At 68.6% G+C, this 21,555-nt stretch carries 23 protein-coding genes; 15 read left to right on the top strand and 8 right to left on the bottom strand.

From position 1 onward, the window contains the following. Positions 1–46 precede the first annotated feature (46 nt). Positions 47–1,147 (top strand): glycine cleavage system aminomethyltransferase GcvT, encoded by a 1,101-nt coding sequence (gcvT, locus tag HQK15_RS14455; RefSeq protein ID WP_254451002.1) that lies wholly within the window; start codon positions 47–49, stop codon positions 1,145–1,147. A 2-nt stretch (positions 1,148–1,149) separates the two neighbouring features. Then, positions 1,150–1,350, top strand: coding sequence for a YegP family protein (locus HQK15_RS14450; protein ID WP_173492262.1), 201 nt, complete (start codon positions 1,150–1,152; stop codon positions 1,348–1,350). A 21-nt stretch (positions 1,351–1,371) separates the two neighbouring features. On the opposite strand, the gene HQK15_RS14445 is transcribed toward HQK15_RS14450, so the two are convergent. Continuing rightward, a complete protein-coding gene (locus HQK15_RS14445; RefSeq protein WP_173492172.1) occupies positions 1,372–1,929 on the bottom strand; it encodes a DUF3043 domain-containing protein in 558 nt (185 codons plus the stop codon). A 98-nt stretch (positions 1,930–2,027) separates the two neighbouring features. Here HQK15_RS14445 and HQK15_RS14440 point away from each other — a divergent pair, with 98 nt between their 5' ends. The 11 genes from HQK15_RS14440 to HQK15_RS14390 all read left to right on the top strand — a co-directional run bounded on the left by HQK15_RS14440 (position 2,028) and on the right by HQK15_RS14390 (position 12,972). After that, a complete protein-coding gene (locus HQK15_RS14440; RefSeq protein WP_173492171.1) occupies positions 2,028–2,747 on the top strand; it encodes a PspA/IM30 family protein in 720 nt (239 codons plus the stop codon). Further along, complete coding sequence (htpX, locus tag HQK15_RS14435; protein ID WP_173492170.1) at positions 2,722–3,630, top strand: zinc metalloprotease HtpX; 909 nt, start codon at positions 2,722–2,724, stop codon at positions 3,628–3,630. Before HQK15_RS14440 ends, htpX begins: the two co-directional genes overlap by 26 nt. A gap of 9 nt (positions 3,631–3,639) precedes the next feature. Continuing rightward, positions 3,640–4,209: a PspA-associated protein PspAB gene (gene pspAB, locus HQK15_RS14430; RefSeq protein WP_173492169.1), complete on the top strand. Its 570-nt coding sequence runs from the start codon at positions 3,640–3,642 to the stop codon at positions 4,207–4,209. Positions 4,210–4,245: 36 nt separating this feature from the next. After that, positions 4,246–5,514: an aspartate aminotransferase type Ic gene (locus tag HQK15_RS14425; RefSeq protein ID WP_173492168.1), complete on the top strand. Its 1,269-nt coding sequence runs from the start codon at positions 4,246–4,248 to the stop codon at positions 5,512–5,514. Positions 5,515–5,518: 4 nt separating this feature from the next. Continuing rightward, entirely contained in the window at positions 5,519–6,634 is a 1,116-nt protein-coding gene (locus HQK15_RS14420; protein WP_173492167.1) for a glycerate kinase family protein, read from the top strand. Between the two features lie 80 nt (positions 6,635–6,714). Next, a complete protein-coding gene (locus HQK15_RS14415; protein WP_173492166.1) occupies positions 6,715–7,077 on the top strand; it encodes a HesB/IscA family protein in 363 nt (120 codons plus the stop codon). Between the two features lie 510 nt (positions 7,078–7,587). Next, positions 7,588–8,562, top strand: a complete 975-nt coding sequence (locus HQK15_RS14410) for a carbohydrate kinase family protein (RefSeq protein ID WP_173492165.1) — start codon at positions 7,588–7,590, stop codon at positions 8,560–8,562. Between the two features lie 125 nt (positions 8,563–8,687). Continuing rightward, complete coding sequence (gene ctaC, locus HQK15_RS14405) at positions 8,688–9,542, top strand: aa3-type cytochrome oxidase subunit II (protein ID WP_173492261.1); 855 nt, start codon at positions 8,688–8,690, stop codon at positions 9,540–9,542. Next, positions 9,542–11,311 (top strand): aa3-type cytochrome oxidase subunit I, encoded by a 1,770-nt coding sequence (gene ctaD, locus HQK15_RS14400; RefSeq protein WP_173492164.1) that lies wholly within the window; start codon positions 9,542–9,544, stop codon positions 11,309–11,311. Before ctaC ends, ctaD begins: the two co-directional genes overlap by 1 nt. A gap of 3 nt (positions 11,312–11,314) precedes the next feature. After that, positions 11,315–11,710 (top strand): cytochrome c oxidase subunit 4, encoded by a 396-nt coding sequence (locus HQK15_RS14395; protein ID WP_173492163.1) that lies wholly within the window; start codon positions 11,315–11,317, stop codon positions 11,708–11,710. Positions 11,711–11,763: 53 nt separating this feature from the next. Continuing rightward, positions 11,764–12,972: a L,D-transpeptidase gene (locus HQK15_RS14390; protein WP_367649196.1), complete on the top strand. Its 1,209-nt coding sequence runs from the start codon at positions 11,764–11,766 to the stop codon at positions 12,970–12,972. On the opposite strand, the gene HQK15_RS14385 is transcribed toward HQK15_RS14390, so the two are convergent. The 5 genes from HQK15_RS14385 to ctaE all read right to left on the bottom strand — a co-directional run bounded on the left by HQK15_RS14385 (position 12,959) and on the right by ctaE (position 17,924). Further along, entirely contained in the window at positions 12,959–13,585 is a 627-nt protein-coding gene (locus HQK15_RS14385; RefSeq protein WP_173492162.1) for a DUF6226 family protein, read from the bottom strand. The two genes, HQK15_RS14390 and HQK15_RS14385, sit on opposite strands and share 14 nt — an antisense overlap. A gap of 67 nt (positions 13,586–13,652) precedes the next feature. Next, entirely contained in the window at positions 13,653–15,362 is a 1,710-nt protein-coding gene (qcrB, locus tag HQK15_RS14380; RefSeq protein WP_173492161.1) for a cytochrome bc1 complex cytochrome b subunit, read from the bottom strand. Then, a complete protein-coding gene (gene qcrA / locus HQK15_RS14375; protein ID WP_173492160.1) occupies positions 15,359–16,408 on the bottom strand; it encodes a cytochrome bc1 complex Rieske iron-sulfur subunit in 1,050 nt (349 codons plus the stop codon). The genes qcrB and qcrA overlap by 4 nt, the downstream gene beginning before the upstream one ends. Next, positions 16,405–17,229 carry a cytochrome bc1 complex diheme cytochrome c subunit gene (qcrC, locus tag HQK15_RS14370; protein WP_367649195.1) on the bottom strand — a complete coding sequence of 275 codons (825 nt, stop codon included), beginning with the start codon at positions 17,227–17,229 and terminating at the stop codon, positions 16,405–16,407. The genes qcrA and qcrC overlap by 4 nt, the downstream gene beginning before the upstream one ends. A 71-nt stretch (positions 17,230–17,300) precedes the next feature. Further along, the gene (gene ctaE, locus HQK15_RS14365; protein WP_437340251.1) at positions 17,301–17,924 is read right to left on the bottom strand and encodes an aa3-type cytochrome oxidase subunit III; all 624 of its coding nucleotides are present in this window, start codon (positions 17,922–17,924) and stop codon (positions 17,301–17,303) included. Positions 17,925–17,963: 39 nt separating this feature from the next. Between ctaE and HQK15_RS14360 the strand changes: the two genes are divergently transcribed. Together HQK15_RS14360 and trpD are read left to right on the top strand one after the other, a co-directional pair. Continuing rightward, the gene (locus HQK15_RS14360; RefSeq protein ID WP_367649193.1) at positions 17,964–18,368 is read left to right on the top strand and encodes a response regulator; all 405 of its coding nucleotides are present in this window, start codon (positions 17,964–17,966) and stop codon (positions 18,366–18,368) included. Between the two features lie 11 nt (positions 18,369–18,379). Next, a complete protein-coding gene (trpD, locus tag HQK15_RS14355; protein WP_173492156.1) occupies positions 18,380–19,423 on the top strand; it encodes an anthranilate phosphoribosyltransferase in 1,044 nt (347 codons plus the stop codon). 3 nt (positions 19,424–19,426) lie between these two features. On the opposite strand, the gene HQK15_RS14350 is transcribed toward trpD, so the two are convergent. Together HQK15_RS14350 and HQK15_RS14345 are read right to left on the bottom strand one after the other, a co-directional pair. Then, positions 19,427–19,702: an Lrp/AsnC family transcriptional regulator gene (locus HQK15_RS14350; protein WP_173492155.1), complete on the bottom strand. Its 276-nt coding sequence runs from the start codon at positions 19,700–19,702 to the stop codon at positions 19,427–19,429. Between the two features lie 21 nt (positions 19,703–19,723). Then, positions 19,724–21,427, bottom strand: coding sequence for a DEDD exonuclease domain-containing protein (locus HQK15_RS14345; RefSeq protein ID WP_367649192.1), 1,704 nt, complete (start codon positions 21,425–21,427; stop codon positions 19,724–19,726). Between the last annotated feature and the right edge of the window lie 128 nt (positions 21,428–21,555).

Genomic DNA, 21,555 nt, shown 5'->3' with positions numbered 1-21,555 from the left:
ATGGTTGCCGCTCGCGACGAGGCGACCACCCTCTAGGTTGATCACCATGGATCTGCTGCATTCCCCCCTCCACGACCGTCACGTGGCGCTCGGCGCCAAGCTCGCAGAGTTCGGCGGCTGGGACATGCCGCTGGAGTACGCCGGCGGAGGTGTGCTCGCCGAGCACAAGGCGGTGCGCGAGGGCGTCGGCCTGTTCGACGTCAGCCACCTGGGCAAGGCACTGGTGCGTGGCACGGGCGCTGCCGAGTTCGTCAACGCCTGCTTCACCAACGACCTGGCCCGGATCGAGCCGGGCAAGGCGCAGTACACGCTGTGCTGCGACGAGGACGGTGGCACGGTCGACGACCTCATCGCCTACCTGCGCAGCGACTTCGAGGTCTTCCTCATCCCCAACGCTGCCAACACCGCGGGGGTCGTCGCCCGGCTCCAGGCCGCCGCGCCGGCCGGCATCGAGGTCACCGACCTGCACCGCGACTACGCGATCCTTGCGATCCAGGGCCCGTCCAGCGACGAGGTGCTGCAGGCGCTCGACCTGCCGGTCGACCACGAGTACATGTCGTTCGCCGACGCCACGATCGCCGGCCAGGAGATCACCGTCTGCCGCACGGGCTACACGGGGGAGCGCGGCTACGAGCTCGTCGTGCCGCAGGCGTCCGCGACCGAGGTCTGGGACGCCGTGATGGCCGCGGGCGAGGCCTACGGCATCCGGGCCTGTGGCCTCGGGGCGCGCGACACGCTGCGCACCGAGATGGGATACCCGCTGCACGGGCACGAGCTGTCCGCCGAGATCAGCCCGGTCATGGCGCGGGCCGGCTGGGCCGTCGGCTGGAAGAAGCCGGCCTTCTGGGGCAAGGACGTCCTGGAGAGGCAGCGGGCCGAGAAGACCGTCCGCACCCTGCGGGGCCTGCTGGCCCAGGGGCGCGGCATCCCGCGGCCCGGCATGGCGGTGGTCGACGCCGACGGCGCCGACCTCGGCGAGGTCACCTCGGGCACGTTCTCCCCGACGCTGCGTCAGGGCATCGCGCTTGCACTCGTCGATCAGGCAGTCGAGGATGGCGCCACGGTGGTCGTCGACGTGCGCGGCCGCTCCGAGGCGTTCACGGTCACCCGGCCGCCGTTCGTCCAACCCTCGACGAAGGAGTCATGACCATGACGTGGACCTGGACGTTCGAGAGCTCCCTCGGCGACGTGATCGGTCGCTCCGAGGCGTTCGAGAGCCGCAGCGACGCCGAGTCGTGGGTCGGCGAGGCCTTCGGCGACCTGCTTGAGCAGGGCATCGACCAGGTGCGTCTGTTCGACGGCGAGACCGAGATCTACGGCCCGATGTCGCTGCACGCCGAGATCAACTGACCTCGGCGTCCGGCGGCTGCCTCAGCGGTAGTTGGTGCCGAGCGTCTCGCCGCGCTTGACCTGCACCTTGGGCAGGCGGAAGCGGCGCAGCTGCGTGCTGCGGAGCACCGAGTAGACGATCGAGCCCTTGACGGCGTCGTCGCCGAACCGGGCCCGGAGCTGCTTCTTGAGCCCGCGCACCAGGACGATCTCGTCGAGGATCGTGCCGAAGATGACGAACGGGTAGACCGCTGCGGTCAGGATCGTCGTGGCGGAGTCGCTGATGCTGCCGGCGACCGCGAACAGGATGAGCAGCACGATCAGGAACGGGAGCAGGTACTCCGCGAAGTTGTAGCGACGGTCGACGTAGTCGCGGCAGAAGCGCCGGACCGGGCCCTGCTCGCGGGCAGGCAGATAGCGCTCGTCACCGTTCTTGAGCGCCTCGCGCTGCTTGACCCGCAGCTCCTCCCGCACCGCCATGTCCCGCTTGCGCTGCTCCTTGCGGGTCATCGGCGTCTTCATCTGCTTCTTGCGGGCGGCCTCGGCCTCTTTGCGACTGGGGGTCGCACGGCCCTTGCCGGTCTCTGTCTCGTCTGCCACGGGCGCAACCCTACCCGGCTGCTGGCGGGCCCCCGTACGCTGGAAGCCATGGCGGTGGTGACAGTCAGTCGGCACCGGACGACGAATCGTGGGGCGGCATGAGCATCTGGACGCGCATCGCGCAGATCTTCCGGTCGCAGCGCGCCGGCGATGACGTCGGTGCGCTGAAGGACCGGCTCGACGAGACCTACCGCACCCAGACGGCGTTGCTGCGTCAGGTCCGCCGCGGCGTGGCCGACGTGGCGACGAGCCGCAAGCGGGTCGAGCTGCAGCTCGCGTCGATCCGTCAGCAGACTGCCCAGCTCGACGACCAGGCCGCGCAGGCCGTCGCCGGCGGCAACGACGACGAGGCTCGTGCCCTGCTGACCCGCAAGGTGACGCTCGAGAAGACCGCCGTCGACCTGCAGCAGCGCAGCGCCGACCTCAAGGCCGAGGAGGACAAGCTCGAGCTCGCCGCCATGAAGGTCGAGCAGGAGGTCGAGGGCTTCCGCGTCCGCAAGGACACCCTCGCCGCCCGCCACACCGCTGCTGCGGCCCGCGCCGAGATCAACAGCGCCACCAGCGGCATCGGGTCGACCGTCAGCGACGTCGGCCAGGCGATGGAGGCGGCCGAGCGTCGCACCCGCGAGCTGGAGGCCAGGTCGGACGCCGTCGACGAGCTCGTCGCCGAGGGCATCGTCAGCAAGCCGGGGGAGTCCGCCGACGACGCGCTGCGTCGCCAGTTCGACGCCGCCCTCGACGGGGCCGAGGTCGACCGCCAGCTCGACGAGATCACCCACCGGAAGGACGATCGTGGCCCGCAGCAGATTCAGGAGTGATCGCGGGCTGACGCTCCGCATGGGTGGCGTCAGCCTCGGGCTCGGCGTGCTCTACCTCGCCTTCGCCGCGATCCTCTACCAGACGCCGGTCGGGGCGCTCGGCTTCGTCATCGTCCTCGGACTGGCCTGGGGCCAGTGGTACTTCTCGGACTCGCTGGCCCTGAAGTCGATGAAGGCGCAGGTGGTCGAGCCGCACCAGGCGCCCGAGCTGCACGCCATGATCGACCGGCTCTGCGCGCTCGCCGACATGCCCAAGCCCCGGGTCGCGGTCGCGGTGACCGACATGCCCAACGCCTTCGCCACGGGTCGGACGCCGAGCCACTCCGCGGTGTGCGTCACGACCGGCATCATGCAGCGCCTCGACGCCGACGAGCTCGAGGGCGTCCTGGCGCACGAGCTGTCGCACGTCGCCAACCGCGACGTCACGGTCATGACGGTCGCCTCGTCGATCGGCCTGCTCGCCGGGTTCATCACCCGCTACGGGATGTACTTCGGCGGAATGTTCAGCGGCGGTCGCGGCCGCGACAACAACAACGGCGGGCCCGCCTTCATCGTCGTGTTCCTCGTCAGCCTGCTCGTCTACGCCGTGAGCTTCGTCCTGACGCGCTCGCTGTCGCGCTACCGCGAGCTGAGTGCCGACCGCAGCGGCGCCTACATGACCGGCCGCCCGTCCAAGCTGTCGTCGGCGCTGGTCAAGATCTCGGGCGAGATGGCGAGCATCCCCAACCGCGACCTGCGTGAGAGCCAGGCGATGAGCGCGTTCTTCTTCGCCCCGGCGATCAACCGCGAGGCGATCGGCGCGCTGTTCTCGACGCACCCGCCGCTGCAGCAGCGGCTCGACCAGCTCGCCAGGGTCAGCGCCGAGCTGTCCGAGCAGGGGTAGCCTCGCCGGGTGGGCATCTTCGACTCGATCCTCGGACGCAGCAAGCCACCCCCGGCCGACCTGGACGTGCTGTTCGCCGTGCCGCAGGCCTCGATCTCCCTGCAGACCGAAGGGTTCACGGTCAGCGGTGCGGGCTCGGTGTGCTTCCGCGACGTCGAGGGCACGGCTGACGACGTGGTCATGGCCGAGGCCGAGAAGCTCATCACCTCGAGCCCCGGGTCGACCGTCACGCGCAGCGAGGACCGTTTCGGGTTCCACTGGCTCACCGTGACCCGCACCGACGCCGACGTGTCGGGGCTCGTGACCGACCTGCACGCGGTCAACTCCTCCCTCGTCGACGCCGGGTTCGGCTCCGCACTGCTGTGCTCGACCGTGGTGTTCGCGACACCTGCAGGCCGCCCGTTCGGTCTCGTCTACCTCTACAAGCAGGGCACGTTCTACCCGTTCGCGCCTGACGGGAGCGACCGCCGCGACAACGCCGTGGAGCTGCAGGCACGCGGGGTCATCGCCGACGACGTCCCGGTCGAGCCCGACCTCACCAAGTGGCTCGCGATCTGGGGAGCACCGGGACTGGCCTGACCGGACGCGGCTCGACGAGGACGATAGGTTGGTGGGGTGAGCTTCGACGCACTTTCCCGAGACCAGATCCAGGCCCTCCTCGACGAGCAGACCGCGGCCTACCGCACGCTGCAGAACAGCGGCCTCAAGCTCGACCTCACCCGCGGCAAGCCGTCGCCGGAGCAGCTCGATCTCTCCAACGCGCTGCTGACGCTGCCGGGTGACGACTTCAAGGACTCCCACGGCACCGACACCCGCAACTACGGCGGGCTCAACGGCCTGCCCGAGCTGCGCGAGATCTTCGCACCGATCATGCAGGTGCCCGTCGACCAGGTCGTCGCGGGCGACAATGCGAGCCTGGCGATGATGCACGACAACCTCGTCTTCGCCCTGTTCCACGGCGTTCCCGGCTCTGATCAGCCGTGGGGCGTCGAGGAGTCCGTCAAGTTCGTGTGCCCGGTGCCCGGCTACGACCGGCACTTCGTCCTGCTGGAGGAGTACGGCATCGAGATGATCCCGGTGCCGCTCAACGAGGACGGCCCCGACGTCGACGCGGTCCGCGAGGCCGTCAAGGACCCGACCGTCAAGGGCATGTGGCTCGTGCCGACCTACGGCAACCCGACCGGCTCGGTCGTCAGCGAGGCAGTCGCCGCCGAGCTCGCGGCCCTCGAGACCGCCGCCCCCGACTTCCGGATCTTCTGGGACAACGCCTACGCGGTGCACCACCTCACGGCCGAGCAGACCAAGACCGCCGACATCCTCGGCCTGTGCGTCGCGTCGGGTCACCCCGACCGCGCGGTGATCTTCGCCTCGACGTCCAAGATCACGTTCGCCGGGTCCGGCGTGTGCTTCCTGGGCAGCTCGGCCGACAACATCGAGTGGTACCTCCGTCACCTCGGCAAGCGCACGATCGGCCCCGACAAGGTCAACCAGCTGCGTCACGCCCGCTACCTGCAGAGCACCGAGGGCGTCCACGCGCTGATGGACCAGCACCGCGCCATCCTCGCCCCGAAGTTCGACGCCGTCGTGCAGATCCTGCGCGACCGGCTCGGCTCCTACGGCGTCGCGTCGTGGACCGAGCCCCGGGGCGGCTACTTCGTGAGCCTCGACGTGCTCGACGGCACCGCGTCGCGGGTCATCGAGCTGACCCGCGAGGCGGGCGTCGCGATGACGCCGGCCGGCGCTGCGTTCCCCTACGGCGACGACCCCCGCGACCGCAACATCCGCATCGCGCCGTCCTACCCGTCGCCCGAGGAGCTCAGCGTCGCGATCGACGTGCTCGCCACGAGCGTGCTGATCGCCGCCGCCGAGCAGGCGCTCGCCTAAGACCATGAGGGTGCTCGTGGCGCCGGACGCGTTCGGCGGCACGCTGTCGGCGCCCGAGGCGGCACGTGCCGTCATCGAGGGATGGCACCGCCACGCCCCCGACGACGTGCTGACCCAGGCGGCCATGTCGGACGGCGGTCCCGGGCTCGTCGACGTCCTGCACGCCGCGCTGGCCGGAGATCTGGCGATCGTGACCGTCAGGGGACCAGTCGGGGTCGAGGCGCCGGTCACGGTGCTGCACGCCGACGGCACGGCCTATGTCGAGAGCGCCCAGGCATGCGGCCTGCATCTGCTCGACCCGCTCGACCCGATGCACGCGTCGACCTTCGGCGTGGGCCAGGCGGTCGGCGCGGCGATCGACGCCGGTGCCCGCCGCGTCGTCATCGGCCTCGGTGGCAGCGCCACCAACGACGGGGGAGCGGGGCTGCTGGGTGCCCTCGGCGCGACCGCCGACGTCCCGCTCGACGCCGGGCCCGCGGGGCTCGCGCCGGTCACGACGGTCGACGTCTCCGCTGCCCGCTCACGCGTCGCGGGCGTCGAGATCGTGATCGCGTCCGACGTCGACCTCGCGCTGCTCGGCATGTTCGGCGCCACCAAGACGTTCGGCCCGCAGAAGGGGCTCACCGAGGAGCAGGTCCTGCTGGTCGACGGCATCCTCGACCGGTTCGTCGTCGCGGCCTGCGGCGCGACCCCGGCCGAGCGTCGCACCGCCGACGCCAAGGGCGCCGGTGCCGCCGGTGGGCTCGGGTTCGCGCTGATGCTGCTGGGTGGTCAGGTCGTGTCCGGCATCGACCTGGTCGCCGAGACGGTCGGCCTCACCCGGCAGGCCGCCGCCCACGACCTCGTCGTCACGGGGGAGGGCACGTATGACTTCTCGTCGCGGGCCGGCAAGGTCGTCTACGGCGTGGCGTCGGTCGCGGGCCAGGCGGCGCGGCCCTGCATCGTGCTCGCCGGCCAGGTGCTCGTCGGGTCGCGGGAGATGCGGGCGATGGGCGTCGAGTCCGCCTATGCGGTGAGCGACCTGGTCGGCCTCGAAGCCTCGATGAGCCGGCCCTACGAGCACCTGGCCGATCTCGCCGCGCGCGTCGCGCGGACGTGGTCACCCCGTCCTCAGGCCTGAGCGCGTACGATGGAATGGAATCGGCACGGCGCACGTTGATCACCGTGACGAGACCCCAGACCACACCTTCGGGAGTTCACATGACAGTCGAGACCGAGCAGACCACCGACACCACCGCGACCGGCGTGAGCCTGAGCGACGGCGCTGCCGAGAAGGTCGCCAGCCTCCTGGCCCAGGAGGGTCGCGACGACCTCGCCCTGCGCATCGCGGTGCAGCCCGGCGGCTGCTCCGGCCTGCGCTACCAGCTCTTCTTCGACGAGCGTTCGCTCGACGGCGACCAGATCTTCGAGTTCGGTGGCGTCAACGTCGTCGTCGACCGCATGAGCCTGCCCTACCTGGGCGGCGCGACGATCGACTTCGTCGACACGATCGAGAAGCAGGGCTTCACGATCGACAACCCCGCCGCCACCGGCTCCTGCGCCTGCGGCGACTCCTTCCACTAGACCCTCGTGCCTGCCCGCTGCGCGGGCGCTCGTGGTGTCGACATCTCAAGGGTTGCCGTCATCCCGGGCCACGTCAGACGACGCCCTCCTGCGAATGCGGGAGGGCGTTGTCGATTCTTTCCGCTGGGCCCTCGTGCCTGCCCGCTGCGCGGGCGCTCGTGGTGCCGACATCCCACGGGTTGCCGTCATCCCGGGCCACGTCAGACGACGCCCTCCTGCGAATGCGGGAGGGCGTTGTCGATGTCCCTTCCGCTGGGTGCTCGTGCCTGCCCGCTGCGCGGGCGCTCGTGGTGCCGACATCCCAAGGGTTGCTGTCATCTCGGGCCATGTCAGTCGACGCCCTCCTGCGAAAGCGGGAGGGCGTTGTCGATGACTCCTTCCGCTGGGTGCTCGTGCCTGCCCGCTGCGCGGGCGCTCGTGGTGCCGACATCCCCAGGGTTGCCGTCATCCCGGGCCACGTCACACGACGCCCTCCTGCGAAAGCGGGAGGGCGTTGTCTATGGTGTGGGGGTGCATCTCGCAATCACCGGTTCGATCGCCACTGACCACCTCATGACCTTCCCGGGCAAGTTCGCCGACTCCCTCGTGCCGGACCAGCTCGACAAGATCTCGCTCTCGTTCCTCGTCGAGGACCTCGACGTGCGCCGCGGGGGGTGCGCGGCCAACATCTCGTTCGCGCTCGCCCAGCTGGGCCACCGCTCGCTGCTCGTCGGCGCCGTCGGACGTGACTTCGACTCCGAGTACCGCGGCTGGCTCGACGCCGCCGGCGTCGACACGTCGGGCGTGCTGGTCTCCGACACGCGCCACACCGCCCGCTTCGTGTGCACGACCGACACCGACCTGGCCCAGTTCGCCACGTTCTACGCCGGCGCCATGTCCGAGTCGCGCGACATCGACCTGTTCGCCCTCGGCAGCGACTTCGACCTCGTCCTCGTGGGCCCCGACGACCCGGAGGGCATGCTGCGCCACACGCGCGCCTGCCGCGAGCGGGGCGTCCCGTTCGCCGCCGACGTGTCGCAGCAGCTCGCCTGGGCCGACGGCGAGGTCATCCGCGACCTGATCGACGGCGCTGCCTACCTGTTCAGCAACGACTACGAGGCCGCGCTCATCGAGCAGAAGACCGGCTGGACGACCGCCGAGGTGCGCGCGCACGTCGGCACCCAGATCATCACGCGTGGCAAGAACGGCGTCTCGGTGTTCCCCGCAGACGGCGACGCGATCGAGGTCGGCGCCATCGAGGGCGTCGTCGCGGTCGACCCGACGGGTGTCGGCGACAGCTTCCGCGCCGGCTTCCTGGCCGGCATCGCAGCCGGTATGGGCTTCGAGCGGTCGGCGCAGATCGGCTGCACGATCGCCGCCAGCGTCGTCGAGACCAAGGGCACCCAGGAGTACTCGCTCGAGCGTGAGGGCTTCCTCAAGCGGATCGGGTCCGCCTACGGCGAGACCGCCCAGGCCGAGGTCGACGCAGCACTCTCGCTGACGTGACAGGACCTCGCAGCTCGACGACGCCGGACAGGCATACCTCACCTCAGCTCCGAGGGCCTGCTGCGTTACGATTCTTGAAGTCATCCAATGACAGTCATGGTTCAGAAAGGCGCCTCGTGGAACGTATGAAGTGGGCGGTTCTCATCGTGGCCGCCTTTGTTGTGAGCGGCTGCTCGCCAGACGGCGACTCGGATCTCGAGCGCCTCGCGCTGCCCAAGGGCAGCACCGATCGCACCCAGGACATCTGGGAGCTGTGGCTCGGCGCCTGGATCGCCGTGCTCGTGATCTTCCTGCTGGTCTTCGGCCTGATCATCTACGCGATGATCCGCTACCGTCGCCGCAGCGAGGACGAGATCCCGGCCCAGGTGCGCTACAACCTGCCGATCGAGGCGCTCTACACGTTCGCTCCGGTCATCATCGTGGCGGTGTTCTTCTTCCACACGGTGACCTCGCAGAACAATGTTCTCGAGCGCGTCGACAACCCCGACCACACGATCGAGGTCGTCGGCAGCAAGTGGCAGTGGGCCTTCAACTACCTCGACGAGACCGCGACGAAGGGCGAGGACGTCTACGACTTCGGCACCCCGGAGGAGCCGGCCGAGCTGTGGCTCCCGGTCAACGAGTCGGTGCGCTTCAAGCTCAAGTCGCCTGACGTCATCCACTCGTTCTGGATCCCCGAGTTCTACTTCAAGATGGACGTCGTCCCGGGCAAGGTCAACACGTTCGACCTGTCGCCCACGCGTGAGGGCACCTTCACGGGCCGTTGCGCCGAGCTGTGCGGGCTCTACCACTCACGCATGCTCTTCAAGGTCAACGTGGTGTCGCGTGCCGAGTACGACCTGCACCTCGCTGATCTGGAGAAGCAGGGACAGACAGGAGCGCCTCAGGGCGCATCGGAGGCCAACGAGATCGCAGGTCTCGAGGGCGAGGAAAAGAGCGGGAACGTCGAAGGCGTTCAGGGAGACGGGTCAGGATCCTGATGACGACGGCAACAGCAACATTCGATGACGGGTCGCGCACCGCGACCCGGGAGCGCACCCTCGGCCAGAAGGTCGTGGTGGTGCTGACGACCACCGATCACAAGGTGATCGGCAACATGTACCTGGTCACGTCCTTCGCGTTCTTCATCATCGGCGGCATCCTCGCCCTGCTGATCCGCGCCGAGCTGGCCCAGCCGGGCACGCAGCTCGTGGACGACGAGACCTACAACCAGCTGTTCACGATGCACGGCACGATCATGCTGCTGATGTTCGCGACACCGCTGTTCTTCGGCTTCGGCAACGCGATCATGCCGCTGCAGATCGGTGCGCCCGACGTCGCGTTCCCGCGCCTGAACATGTTCAGCTACTGGCTCTACCTGTTCGGCAGCACGATCGTCGTCTCCGGCTTCTTCGTGCCCGGTGGTGCGGCCAGCTTCGGCTGGTTCGCCTACGCCCCGCTCAGCGATGCGGTCAACTCCCCGGGACTCGGCGGTGACCTGTGGGTCATGGGCCTGTGGATGTCGGGCCTCGGCACGATCCTCGGTGGCGTCAACTTCATCACCACGATCTTCACGATGCGTGCGCCGGGCATGACGATGTTCCGCATGCCGATCTTCGTCTGGAACACGCTGGTCACCAGCATGCTGGTCCTGATCGCGTTCCCGATCTTCGCCGCGGCGCTGCTGTCGCTCGAGGCCGACCGCCGCCTCGGTGCCAACGTCTTCGACGCAGCCAACGGCGGACCGATCCTGTGGCAGCACCTGTTCTGGTTCTTCGGGCACCCCGAGGTCTACATCATCGCGCTGCCGTTCTTCGGCATCATCACCGAGATCCTGCCGGTCTTCAGCCGCAAGCCGATCTTCGGCTACGTCGGCCTCGTCGGCGCGACGCTGATGATCGCGGCTCTCTCGGTCGCGGTGTGGGCGCACCACATGTTCGTCACCGGCTCGGTCGACCTGGCGTTCTTCTCCTTCATGACGTTCCTGATCGCGGTCCCGACCGGCGTGAAGTTCTTCAACTGGATCGGCACGTTGTGGGGCGGCTCCCTGTCGTTCGACACGCCGCTGATCTTCTCGCTCGGCTTCCTCACGACCTTCCTCTTCGGTGGTCTGACGGGCGTCATCCTCGCGTCGCCGACGCTCGACTTCCAGCTGTCCGACAGCTACTTCGTGGTGGCTCACTTCCACTACGTCGTGTTCGGCACCGTGGTCTTCGCGATGTTCGCCGGCTTCTACTTCTGGTGGCCCAAGCTCACCGGGCGCATGCTCGACGAGAAGCTCGGCAAGATCCACTTCTGGCTGCTGTTCATCGGCTTCCACCTGACGTTCCTCGTCCAGCACTGGCTCGGCGTCGAGGGCTTCCCGCGGCGCTACGCCGACTACGGACCCGGCGACGGCTTCACCACGCTCAACGAGATCTCGTCGATCGGAGCGTTCCTGCTCGGTGCGTCGACGCTCCCGTTCTTCTACAACGTGTGGAAGTCGCGCAAGTCGCCCCTCGTGGGACTCGACGACCCGTGGGGCTGGGGTCGCTCCCTGGAGTGGGCCACGTCATCCCCGCCGCCGCGTCACAACTTCACGTCGCTGCCGCGCATCCGCTCCGAGAGCCCTGCGTTCGACCTGCACCACCCGGAGATCGCAGCCCTCGAGCTTGCGCACAACCCGGGCGAGAACTCTGCGTTCGCGGATGCACCCGACGTCAGTGGCAAGAACGGACAGGCCAACGGCCGCGTCCAGTCCCAGTCGCACGAAGAAGAGGGCGGTCACTGATCCATGAAGGCCGAGACCTGGACCATCTTGTCGTGCGGAATCTTCTTCGCACTGATCGCTCCCGTCTACTGGGTCCTCACCAAGGACCCGACGGGCACGACCGCCCTGGTCATGACGACCCTGCTGTGCGTGCTGCTGGGCTTCTACCTCGGCGTCGTCGCTCGGCAGATCCCCGAGCGGCCTGAGGACCGCAGCGACGGCGAGATCGCCGACGGTGCGGGCGAGCAGGGATTCTTCCCGCCCTACAGCTGGTGGCCGCTGTTCTGCGCGCTGGCGCTGGCCGTCTGCGTGCTCGGCGTCGTCATCGGGTGGTGGCTGTTCATCATCGGCACCGTCATCGGTGCGGTCATGGTGTGTGGCTGGATCTTCGAGTACTACCGCGGCATCCACGCTCACTGAGCGTTCACCGCGCCACGTCCGGTTTCCTCACCAGCACCCCGTAAACTGTGCTGGTGAGGGAACATCGACTGACCGCTGCTGCGGCCTGTGCCGCGCTCATCGTCGTCGCCGGATGCTCGGCGAGCGACGTCAAGGATGCTGTCACGCCTGATCAGGCACCCAAGGAGCCGATCACGCTGACGCCCAACGTCGAGCAGAAGGCCTCGGGCGTCAAGGTCAGCACCCGGGTCAAGGTCCTGGCCGAGAACGGCGAGATCTCCAGGGCGACGCTCACGACCGTCGACAAAGGCACCACGATCAACGGCCGGGTCGGCAAGAACGGCTGGACGGCCGCCGAGCGGCTCGAGCCCAGCACGACCTATCGGCTCCGGGCCGAGGGCACGGGCGAGGACGGCAGAACCGACACCGTCACCCGCACGTTCACGACCCAAGCGTTGAGCCTGGCGGAGCAGACCTATCCGTCCGTCGCCCCGTTGCAGGGCGAGACGGTGGGCGTCGGCATGCCGGTCATCGTGACGTTCGACGTCCCGGTCAAGAACCGCTCGCTCTACGAGAAGCACATGCAGGTCACGACCAACAAGGACGTCGAAGGCTCCTGGACGTGGTTCAGCGACCGCGAGGCGCACTATCGTCCCGAGAAGTTCTGGCCGGCCCACACCCGGGTCAAGGTCGACCTGACGCTCAACAGCCTGCCGGCCGGTGGGGGAGTCTACGGACAGCAGGACCAGAAGATCGACTTCAAGGTCGGCAAGAAGGCCGTCACGATCGTCAACGTCGCCCAGCACCGGCTGAGCTACACCGTCGACAACGAGGTCGTCCGCAAGATCCCCGTGACGACCGGTGACGACACCCACCGCACCCGTGAGGGCATCAAGGTCATCATGGAGAAGTTCTCCTCGGTCGACATGGACGCCGCGACGACCGGCGTCGACTCCGAGGACCCCGGCTACTACAACATCTCTGACGTGCGCTGGGCGATGCGTGTCACCAACTCCGGGGAGTTCCTGCACGCGGCGCCGTGGTCGGTCGCCTCGCAGGGCAACGCCAACGTCAGCCACGGCTGCACCGGCATGAGCACGGCCAACGCCAAGTGGCTCTACGACAACTCCCGCCGCGGAGACGTCGTCAAGTACGTCAACAGCCCGCGCCCCCTGGAGGACCGCAACGGCTGGACCGACTGGAACGTCCCGTGGAGCGAGTGGACGTCCGGCTCGGCGCTCGAGCAGGAGCCGATCGGCGACCCCGAGGTCAACGACGCCTGAGGCTCCACGGTGCCCACCGCTCGGGCACCTGGGCGTAGCGTCGGCGCAGCTGCTCGCGGGCGTCCTCGTCGGTGACCTCGCTGCTCCCGCTCTCCCTGGTCTCGCCGTCCGGACCCCTCACCTGGTGGACGACGAACAAGTCGTCCGGGTCGTACCGCTCACCTTCGTTGAGCCATTCGCTGAGGTGACCGTCGAGCACCGCGTCGACTGACTCCTCGAGCGAGTCGACGAGGTCCAGGACGTCGCAGTCGCAGTGGTCACAGCCGCACTCGACCACGAGCTCGTGGTCGACCCCGGCGCGGACTTGGGCCCAGGGCTCGTCACCCTCGGTGAAGGTGAAGACCAGGGGAGCGGCGTCCGGGTCAGCGGGCCGGAGCACGGCGCCTGTCGGGGTGTCGGTGCGTGACACGTCATAGGTCAGGGCGAGGTGCTCCAGGATGGCCTGGGCGACGACGAGGAGCGGCCTGAACCTCTGTGTGTGCTGGGTCACGCTGTAGGTCTCGTCGGGCCCGTCTCCACCGTTCTCGGGCCACCTGCGGCCGTACGGGATGACGCTGCCGTCGCGGTCGAGATAGTCCTCGACGACGACGGCCGGGCGCACGTAGTCGATCACCCGGACCACCCTAGACGGACGAGGCCCCCACCAGCAGCGCTGGTGGGGGCCTCGTCAGAGCCGTGACTCAGTGGACGCGGGGGATGCCCGTCTCCGACACGCCCTGGAACTCGTCGCCCAGCTCGACGGGGTGACCGTCGTGGCCGGAGAGGTGCTCCTCGGCGTGGTGCACGTCCTCGACGGTGGGCTTGTCGAGTGCGCCGTCGTAGTAGCGAGCACGCAGCCAGGACTGGACCTTGGCCACTCGTCCGTGCGGCGCCGCCACCCCGTTGCCGTCGGTCTCGGCCGGAGCCTCGAGCGCGGGAAGGCGATCGTGCGCCGTGAGCGTGTACTGCGAACCCGCCGGCAGGGGAGCGTGGCGCTCCGAGAAGCCGCCGTCAGGCGTCCGCTCGATGACACCGGTCTCGTAGCCGTGCAGGATCCGGTTGGCGTCTGCGCGCTGCAGGCCGATGCAGATCCGCTTGGTCACCATGAACGCGATGACCGGGGCGACGAAGAAGCCGACCTGGACGAACCGGGTGATCGCGTTGAGGCTCAGACCGAACTTCGTGGCGATGATGTCGTTGCCACCGCCGATCCAGAGCACCGCGTAGGCCGTCATGCCGGCGACGATGAACGCCGTGCGGAACGGGGCGTTGCGGGGGCGCTCAAGCAGGTGGTGCTCACGCTTGTCACCGGTGATCCACTGCTCCAGGAAGGGCCAGAGCATGCCGACGGTCAAGAAGATGCCGGGCAGGATCATGCCGGGGATGAACACGTTCCAGCTCACGGTGGAGCCGAAGATCGTGCTCTCCCAGTTGGGCATGACGCGGACGGCGCCCTCGACGAAGCCCATGTACCAGTCGGGCTGCGAGCCTGCCGTGACCTCGGACGGGTTGTACGGTCCGTAGGCCCAGATCGGGTTGATCTGCAGCAGTGCACCCATGACGGCGAGGAAGCCGAAGACGACGAAGAAGAATCCGCCGGCCTTGGCCGCGTACACCGGAAGCATCGGGTAGCCGACGACGTTCTTCTCGGTGCGTCCCGGGCCAGGCCACTGCGTGTGCTTGTGGAAGACCAGCAGCAGCATGTGCGCACCGATGAGACCCAGCAGCAGCGCCGGGATCAGCAGGATGTGCGCCATGTAGAGGCGGGGGATGATCTCGTCACCGGGGAACTCGCCACCGAAGATGAAGAACTCCGCGTAGGAACCGACCAGCGGGATGGAGCGGATGAGACCGTCCACGAAGCGCAGGCCGGTGCCCGACAGCAGATCGTCAGGCAGTGAGTAGCCCGCGAAGCCCTCGACCAGGCCGAGGAGCAGCAGCGTGAGACCGATCAGCCAGTTGATCTCGCGCGGCTTGCGGTAGGCGCCGGTGAACATCACGCGGAGCATGTGGACCATCATCGCGGCGACGAACAGCGCCGCGGCCCAGTGGTGGATCTGACGGATCAGCAGGCCACCGCGGATGTCGAACGAGATGTCGAGCGTCGATTTGTACGCGCTGGACATCTCCAGGCCGTTGAACGGCAGGTAGGAGCCCTGGTACTCGACCTCGGTCATGCTGGGCTGGTACCAGAACGTCAGGAAGACGCCGGTCAGCAGCAGGACGACGAAGCTCCAGAGGGCGATCTCGCCGAGCATGAACGACCAGTGCTCGGGGAAGACCTTGCGGAGGTTCTTCTTGGCGACGCCAGCCAGGCCCAGACGATCGTCCAACCACTCGACGGGTCCTGCGGCTTTCTTCCCGAACCCGGTGTCCTGGATCGGCGTGTACTCCTGCTCGGTGGTGCTCATGCTTTATTGTCCAGCTTCTTCTGGTCTCGCGCGAGTTCAGGATAGCTCGGCGCGACGATCTCCGGGAAGTCGCTCATGGCGATGAGATAGCCCTCGTCGTCCAGGCCCAGGGGCAGCTGCGGGAGCGGCCGGTGAGCAGGTCCGAAGACCACCTTTCCGTTGTCAGCCAGGTCGAAGGTCGACTGGTGACACGGGCACAGCAGATGGTGAGTCTGCTGCTCCCACAGGCTGATGGGGCAGCCGACGTGGGTGCAGATCTTGGAGTAGCACAGGATGCCGTCGATGCCCCAGTTCTCGCGTCCCTTGGAGGGCGTGATGTCCTCGGGGCGCATGCGCACCACGATGATGGCGGCCTTCGACTTGGCCTGCAGGAGCTCGGTGCCGTGCAGCACGCGCTCGCCGTCGGCGTCGACCTCGTAGACGATCGCAGGCTCGCCGTTGACCAGCTGTCCGACCTGCATGTCGGACGGCTTGATCGGCGTGCCGGTGACGTCGTTGACCAGGCGCATGCCCTTCTTCCAGACCGTGTCGCGCTGGCCGTGGGGGAGCGGGCCGAGGTCACGCAGCAGGACGATCGCCGGCAGTCCCAGGGCGCCCATGGCACCGAGGAGGCTGTTGCGGATCATCGGGCGCCGACCGAAGCCGGACTCCTTGACACCGTCGTTGATGTCCTGGAGAACCGCAGCGCGATCCTCGGCGGACGAGGCCGACGGGTGGCGCATCTCGACCATCTCGTGGTCGCCCATGAGCTTCTTGGCCCACTGGATGATGCCGACGCCCATGAGGAGCAGCGCTCCACCGAGCGTCATGCCGAACGTGAAGTTCTGGGCCGACCAGCCGAGGAACGTCTCGTCCTTGTCGATCAGGAAGTAGCCGAAGCAGAAGCCGAGGAGCAGCAGCGCGGCGATGCGGAACATCCACGCGATCTGACGCTCGGTCCGGCGTGCCTGGCTCTCGTCGACGTCCTGCGGCCGGTAGAGGTGCTCGGGAAGTCCCGGGTCCTTGATCGGCTCGGCGTCCTGACGGGTGTCCAGCTCGTCGCTCATGACTTCTTCACCCTTGCTCCGTGTGCTCCGATCCAGATCGCGGCAATGACGAGACCGCCGATGCCGATGACCCACGTGAACAGTCCGTCGACCACGGGGCCGAGGCCACCGCCGGCGAGACCGCCGTAGTTGGGCTGGTCCTGGACCTGCTTGACGTAGGCGATGATGTTGCGCTTGTCCTCGGGCGTGATGACGTCGTCGGAGAAGACCGGCATCTGCTGCGGGCCGGTGATCATGGCCTCGGCGATGTGCTTGGCGGACACGCCCTTCAGGGTGGGCGCGTACTTGCCGCCGGGCATGGCGCCACCGGCGCCGACCGAGTTGTGGCACGCGGTGCAGTTGCTGCGGAACAGCTCGCCGCCCTCGCGGACGTCCTCGACGCTCGCCTTGTCCAGGTCGGTGTACTCACCGTCCGGGACGGCGGGGCCGGGGCTGAGCGAGGCGATGTACGCGGCCAGCTGGCGTGTCTCCTCGGCCGTGTAGACCGGGGTCTTGCGCGGAGCCTGCGGCGCAGTCTGTGCCATGGGCATACGACCCGTGCCGACCTGGAAGTCGACCGAGGCCGCACCGACGCCGATCAGCGTGGGGCCGTAGTTGCCGCCGCGCTTGGTCTCGATGCCAGCGGCGTTCTTGCCGTGGCAGCTGGCGCAACCGACGAGGAACAGCTGGCGGCCGGCCTCGACGTCGTTGGTGGTGGCCGTCTCAGCGGTGGCGGGCTTCGGCGCGACGGCCGTGTAGACACCGCCGACGACGAGGAGAGCCATCAGGAGAACGACGAGTCCGGCGAGTGGATGCCGGCGCCTCGTGGACAATTTCCGCACCGAGAACCTCATTCCTAGAAGTGGTGCCAGCGTACCTTTCGGTGCACTGTCTGGCTGGATGGAGGCAAGCCTTATTTGATGAGGTAGATCGTGGCGAAGAGCCCGACCCACACGATGTCCACGAAGTGCCAGTAGTAGGACACGACGATCGCGGAGATCGCCTGCTCGTGCGTGAACTTGCGTGCCGCGAACGTGCGGCCGATCACGAGCAGGAAGGCGAGGAGACCACCGACGACGTGGATGCCGTGGAAGCCGGTGGCGAGGTAGAAGAGGCTTCCGTAGGGCGAGCTGGGGATGGTCACGTTCTCGCGGACCAGCTCGGCGTACTCGAGCGCCTGGCCACCGATGAAGATCGCGCCCATGACGTACGTGAGGACGAACCACTCACGCATGCCCCACTGGCTGAACTGCCAGATTGAGCCGCTGCGTCCCGGCTTGCCGCGCTCGGCGGCGAAGACGCCGAACTGGCACGTCACCGACGACAGCACGAGGATCGTCGTGTTGGCCGTCGCGAACGGGACGTTGAGCAGCTGCGTGGACTGGTCCCACAGCTCGGGGGAGATGTTGCGGATCGTGAAGTACGCCGCGAACAAGCCGGCGAAGAACATGAGCTCGCTGGAGAGCCAGACGATGGTGCCCACCGTCACCATGGAGGGGCGGCCTTCCTGGCCGTGAAGTCGGGAAGCCGGAATCACTGATGTAGTCGCCACATCACCATTATGTACGATCGACTTGTGAGTGAGCACAAGCCCCTACGTGTCCTGGTCTACAGCGACGATCGTGACGTCCGCGCTGCCGTGCTGGCAGCGCTCGGCGCGCGCCCTCACCCGGACCTTCCGCCCTTCGAGTACGTCGAGTGCGCGACCGAGCCGGTGGTCTTCCAGCACCTCGATGTTGGCGGCATCGACCTGGTCATCCTCGACGGCGAGGCGGTCCCTGCCGGCGGCATGGGCATCGCCCGTCAGATGAAGGACGAGATCTTCCAGGCGCCTCCGGTGCTCGTCCTGACCGGACGTCCGCAGGACGCGTGGCTCGCCACCTGGTCGCGCGCCGAGGCGGCGCTCGCGCACCCGATCGAGCCGATCCGTCTCGCCGAGGTCGTCATCGACCTCGCGCGGGGCGTGCTGCAGCCCGGCTGAGCGGCGCGGCCATGACACACACCTGGCCCGAGGTCCTCACCGGACTCGTGGCGGGCAGGGACCTCGACGCGTCCTCCACGTCGTGGGCGATGGACGAGATCCTCTCCGGCAACGCGACCGCGGCGCAGATCGCCGGCTTCGCGATGGCGCTGCGGAGCAAGGGCGAGACGCTGGTCGAGCTGCAGGGACTCGTCGACTCGATGCTCCAGCACGCGACGCTCCTGACGGTGCCCGGTCGGGTCGTCGACATCGTCGGCACCGGCGGCGACATGGCCAAGACGGTCAACATCTCCAGCATGGCGGCGGTCGTCACGGCCGGTGCCGGGGTCGGCGTCGTCAAGCACGGCAACCGCGCGGCGTCCAGCTCCAGCGGCACCGCTGACGTCTTCGAGGTGCTCGGGGTGCGGCTCGACGTGCCCGCCGGCCGGATCGTCGAGGTCCTCGAGCGTGCCGGCATCACGTTCTGCTTCGCGCCGGTGTTCCACCCGTCGTTCCGGCACACCGGTCCGGTGCGGCGTGAGCTCGGCGTCCCCACGACGTTCAACTTCCTGGGTCCGCTGGTCAACCCCGCCCAGCCGGGGGCATCGGCGATCGGGTGCGCCGACATCCGCATGGCGCCCCTCATGGCAGGTGTCTTCGCGGAGCGCGGCGCCGACGCGTTCGTGTTCCGCGGCGACGACGGCCTCGACGAGATCACGACGACCACCACGACCCGCGTCTGGGAGGTGTTGGGCGGATCGGTCACCGAGGGGGTGCTCGACCCGCGCGAGCTCGGCATCACGCTGTCGTCGGCTGAGGCGCTGCGCGGCGGAGACCCGACCTACAACGCCGACGTGTTCCGCCGTGTGGTCGAGGGCGAGGTGTCCCCGGTGCGTGACGCGGTGCTGCTCAACGCGGGTGCGGCGATCGCGGCCCATGCCGCCACGCCCGGCACGCTGGTCGAGCGGATCGCCGCCGGCATCGAGCGAGCCCGTGACTCGATCGACTCCGGGGCAGCCGCGCAGTCGCTGGCGACGTGGTCGGACGTGACGCAGGAGCTCGCCCCACCCCGCTGAGGGTCAGAGGCCGATGCTGAAGGCGTCCTCGAGGTCGTGCTGGCTGTAGGCGCGGTAGGCGATCTGGGTCTGGGTCGACAGGACGCCGTCGACCTTGTTGAGCTGGTCGGCGACGACCGTGGCGACGTCGTCGATCTCGCGCACGCGCACCATCGCGACGAGGTCGAGGTCGCCCGTCACGGAGTAGACCTCGCTGACGCCGTCGATGTCGGCGATCTGCTCGGCGATGTCGCTGAGCTGTGCGACCTCGGCGTGGATGAAGACGATGGCGGTGATCATGGTCTCAGCGTATGCCCGGGCTCAGCCCGGTCGCTGCAGCTGCTGCCAGGTCGCGCTGGCCTGCTCCAGGGGGGTGAGGTGACGCGCGGCGCCTTCGAGGGGGGTCTGCCACGAGCCGCGCACCATGCGGAGCCCGGGGGAGTCGAGCCAGCGGCGCAGCGTCTCGGTCTCCTCGGCCGTCGCCGCCGGGATGGGACCGAACCCGCCCACGACGGTCTCGGCCGTGGCGAGCAGCGCATCGGTCCATCCGGCGGGGTGGACGCCGCGGGGCAGGATGCCCGCTGCCGCGAGCCGGCCGTGGCGGATGACGTGCACCTCCCAGCCGTCGGGATGGGGGCCGGCGGCGACGAGCTCGTCGATGCTGGTGAGCTCGCGGAGCTGTTGCGTGCGCACGACGGCGCGCAGCAACGAGGTGAGGCGGTCGCGCCACACCGCTGCGTCCTCGAACCGCTCGGACCGGGCGAGGTCGAGCATCCGCGCGCGGACCGTGACGACGAGGTCCTCGGGGTCGCCTGTCATGGCGCGGCGGACGCGAGCGACCTCGGCGGCGTACTCGCCGGCGTCGGCCGATCCGTCGCACGGTGAGAGGCAGTGGCCCATCTCGGCCAGCGCGCAGGGGGACGAGCGGGACTTCTGGGCCAGCCGGGGCGTGCACTGGCGGATGCGGAACGAGTCGTGCAGGGCCGTGAGAGCGCTCTCGGCGGCGGATCGGCCCCGGAAGGGGCCGATGTAGTCGGCGTCGTCGTCGAGGATCTGGCGCACGATCGACAGCCGGGGCCAGGGCTCGCGGGTGAGCTTGAGCCAGCTGAGCCGCTCGGGGAACTTGGACCGGCGGTTGTAGGGCGGGCGGTGCTTGCCGATCAGGCGCAGCTCGCGGACCTGCGCCTCGAGGGCCGTCGCGCACACGATGCCCTCGATGCGCTGGGCCAGCATGACCATCTCGCCCATGCGGGTGCGGGTCTCGGCCTTGGTGAAGTAGGACCGGGTGCGCGTGCGGAGGTTGCGGGAGGTGCCGACGTAGAGGATCTCGTCGTTGGCGTCGCGGAACAGGTAGACGCCGGGTGCCTCGGGCAGGTGCTCGGCCAGGTGGCGCTTGCGGCGCTGCTCGGGCTTGACCTTGGACGTGTAGGTCGACACCTCCTCGAGCGTCGTGACGCCGAGCGGGCCAAGCCGTTCGAACAGGGCGTGCAGGACGTCGACCGTGGCCCGTGCATCGGACAGTGCGCGGTGGTTGGGCGTGGTCGTCGCGCCGAACCGGGCGGCGAGCGTCGAGAGCTTGCAGTTGGGCACCTCGTCACGGCTCAGGACGCGGCGCGCGAGGATCGCGGTGTCGAGCGTCTCGAAACCGGGCCAGGGGATCGCAAGGACGGCACTGAAGTGCTTGAGGAAGCCGACGTCGAACGGGGCGTTGTGGGCGACCAGCACCGTGCCGCGGGCGAACTCCAGGAAGCTCGGGAGCACCTCGGCAATGCGCGGGGCGTCGATGACCATCTGGTTGGTGATGCCGGTCAGGACCGTGATGTAGGCCGGGATGACCTCGTCGGGGTTGACCAGGCTCTGGAACTCGCCGAGCACCTCGCCGCCGCGGATCTTGACCGCGCCGAACTCGGTGATCTTGGACCCCTTGGCCGCTGACCCGCCGGTGGTCTCGAGGTCGACCACGCAGAACGTGACGTCGGCCAGATGGCGACCCAGCTCGTCGAACGATCCCTGCACGGCTTCCACCTCGCACACGGTAGGCGCGACCACCGACAGTCGGGTGGAGGCGCACGGATCTGCCGTGGTCTGCGGCGTTTCTGTCGGAGGCGCCTCCTAGCGTGGTCGATGTCCCCGAACGACGGGGTCTTCCCCAC

The sequence above is a fragment of the Aeromicrobium stalagmiti genome, assembly GCF_013283745.1.
In the GTDB taxonomy this organism is placed as follows: domain Bacteria; phylum Actinomycetota; class Actinomycetes; order Propionibacteriales; family Nocardioidaceae; genus Aeromicrobium; species Aeromicrobium stalagmiti.
Note: the sequence above shows the minus strand (reverse complement) of the source record. Positions and strands in the feature narration are given on the sequence as shown.

Bases quoted from the DNA above. Each gene is read 5' to 3' on its own strand.
- gcvT (WP_254451002.1), top strand. From the start codon at position 47: ATGGATCTGCTGCATTCCCCCCTCCACGACCGTCACGTGGCGCTCGGC.
- ctaC (WP_173492261.1), top strand. From the start codon at position 8,688: ATGAAGTGGGCGGTTCTCATCGTGGCCGCCTTTGTTGTGAGCGGCTGC.
- ctaD (WP_173492164.1), top strand. From the start codon at position 9,542: ATGACGACGGCAACAGCAACATTCGATGACGGGTCGCGCACCGCGACC.
- HQK15_RS14420 (WP_173492167.1), top strand. From the start codon at position 5,519: ATGAGGGTGCTCGTGGCGCCGGACGCGTTCGGCGGCACGCTGTCGGCG.
- HQK15_RS14415 (WP_173492166.1), top strand. From the start codon at position 6,715: ATGACAGTCGAGACCGAGCAGACCACCGACACCACCGCGACCGGCGTG.
- HQK15_RS14450 (WP_173492262.1), top strand. From the start codon at position 1,150: ATGACGTGGACCTGGACGTTCGAGAGCTCCCTCGGCGACGTGATCGGT.
- HQK15_RS14395 (WP_173492163.1), top strand. From the start codon at position 11,315: ATGAAGGCCGAGACCTGGACCATCTTGTCGTGCGGAATCTTCTTCGCA.
- trpD (WP_173492156.1), top strand. From the start codon at position 18,380: ATGACACACACCTGGCCCGAGGTCCTCACCGGACTCGTGGCGGGCAGG.
- HQK15_RS14350 (WP_173492155.1), bottom strand. From the start codon at position 19,702: ATGATCACCGCCATCGTCTTCATCCACGCCGAGGTCGCACAGCTCAGC.
- HQK15_RS14440 (WP_173492171.1), top strand. From the start codon at position 2,028: ATGAGCATCTGGACGCGCATCGCGCAGATCTTCCGGTCGCAGCGCGCC.
- qcrB (WP_173492161.1), bottom strand. From the start codon at position 15,362: ATGAGCACCACCGAGCAGGAGTACACGCCGATCCAGGACACCGGGTTC.
- qcrA (WP_173492160.1), bottom strand. From the start codon at position 16,408: ATGAGCGACGAGCTGGACACCCGTCAGGACGCCGAGCCGATCAAGGAC.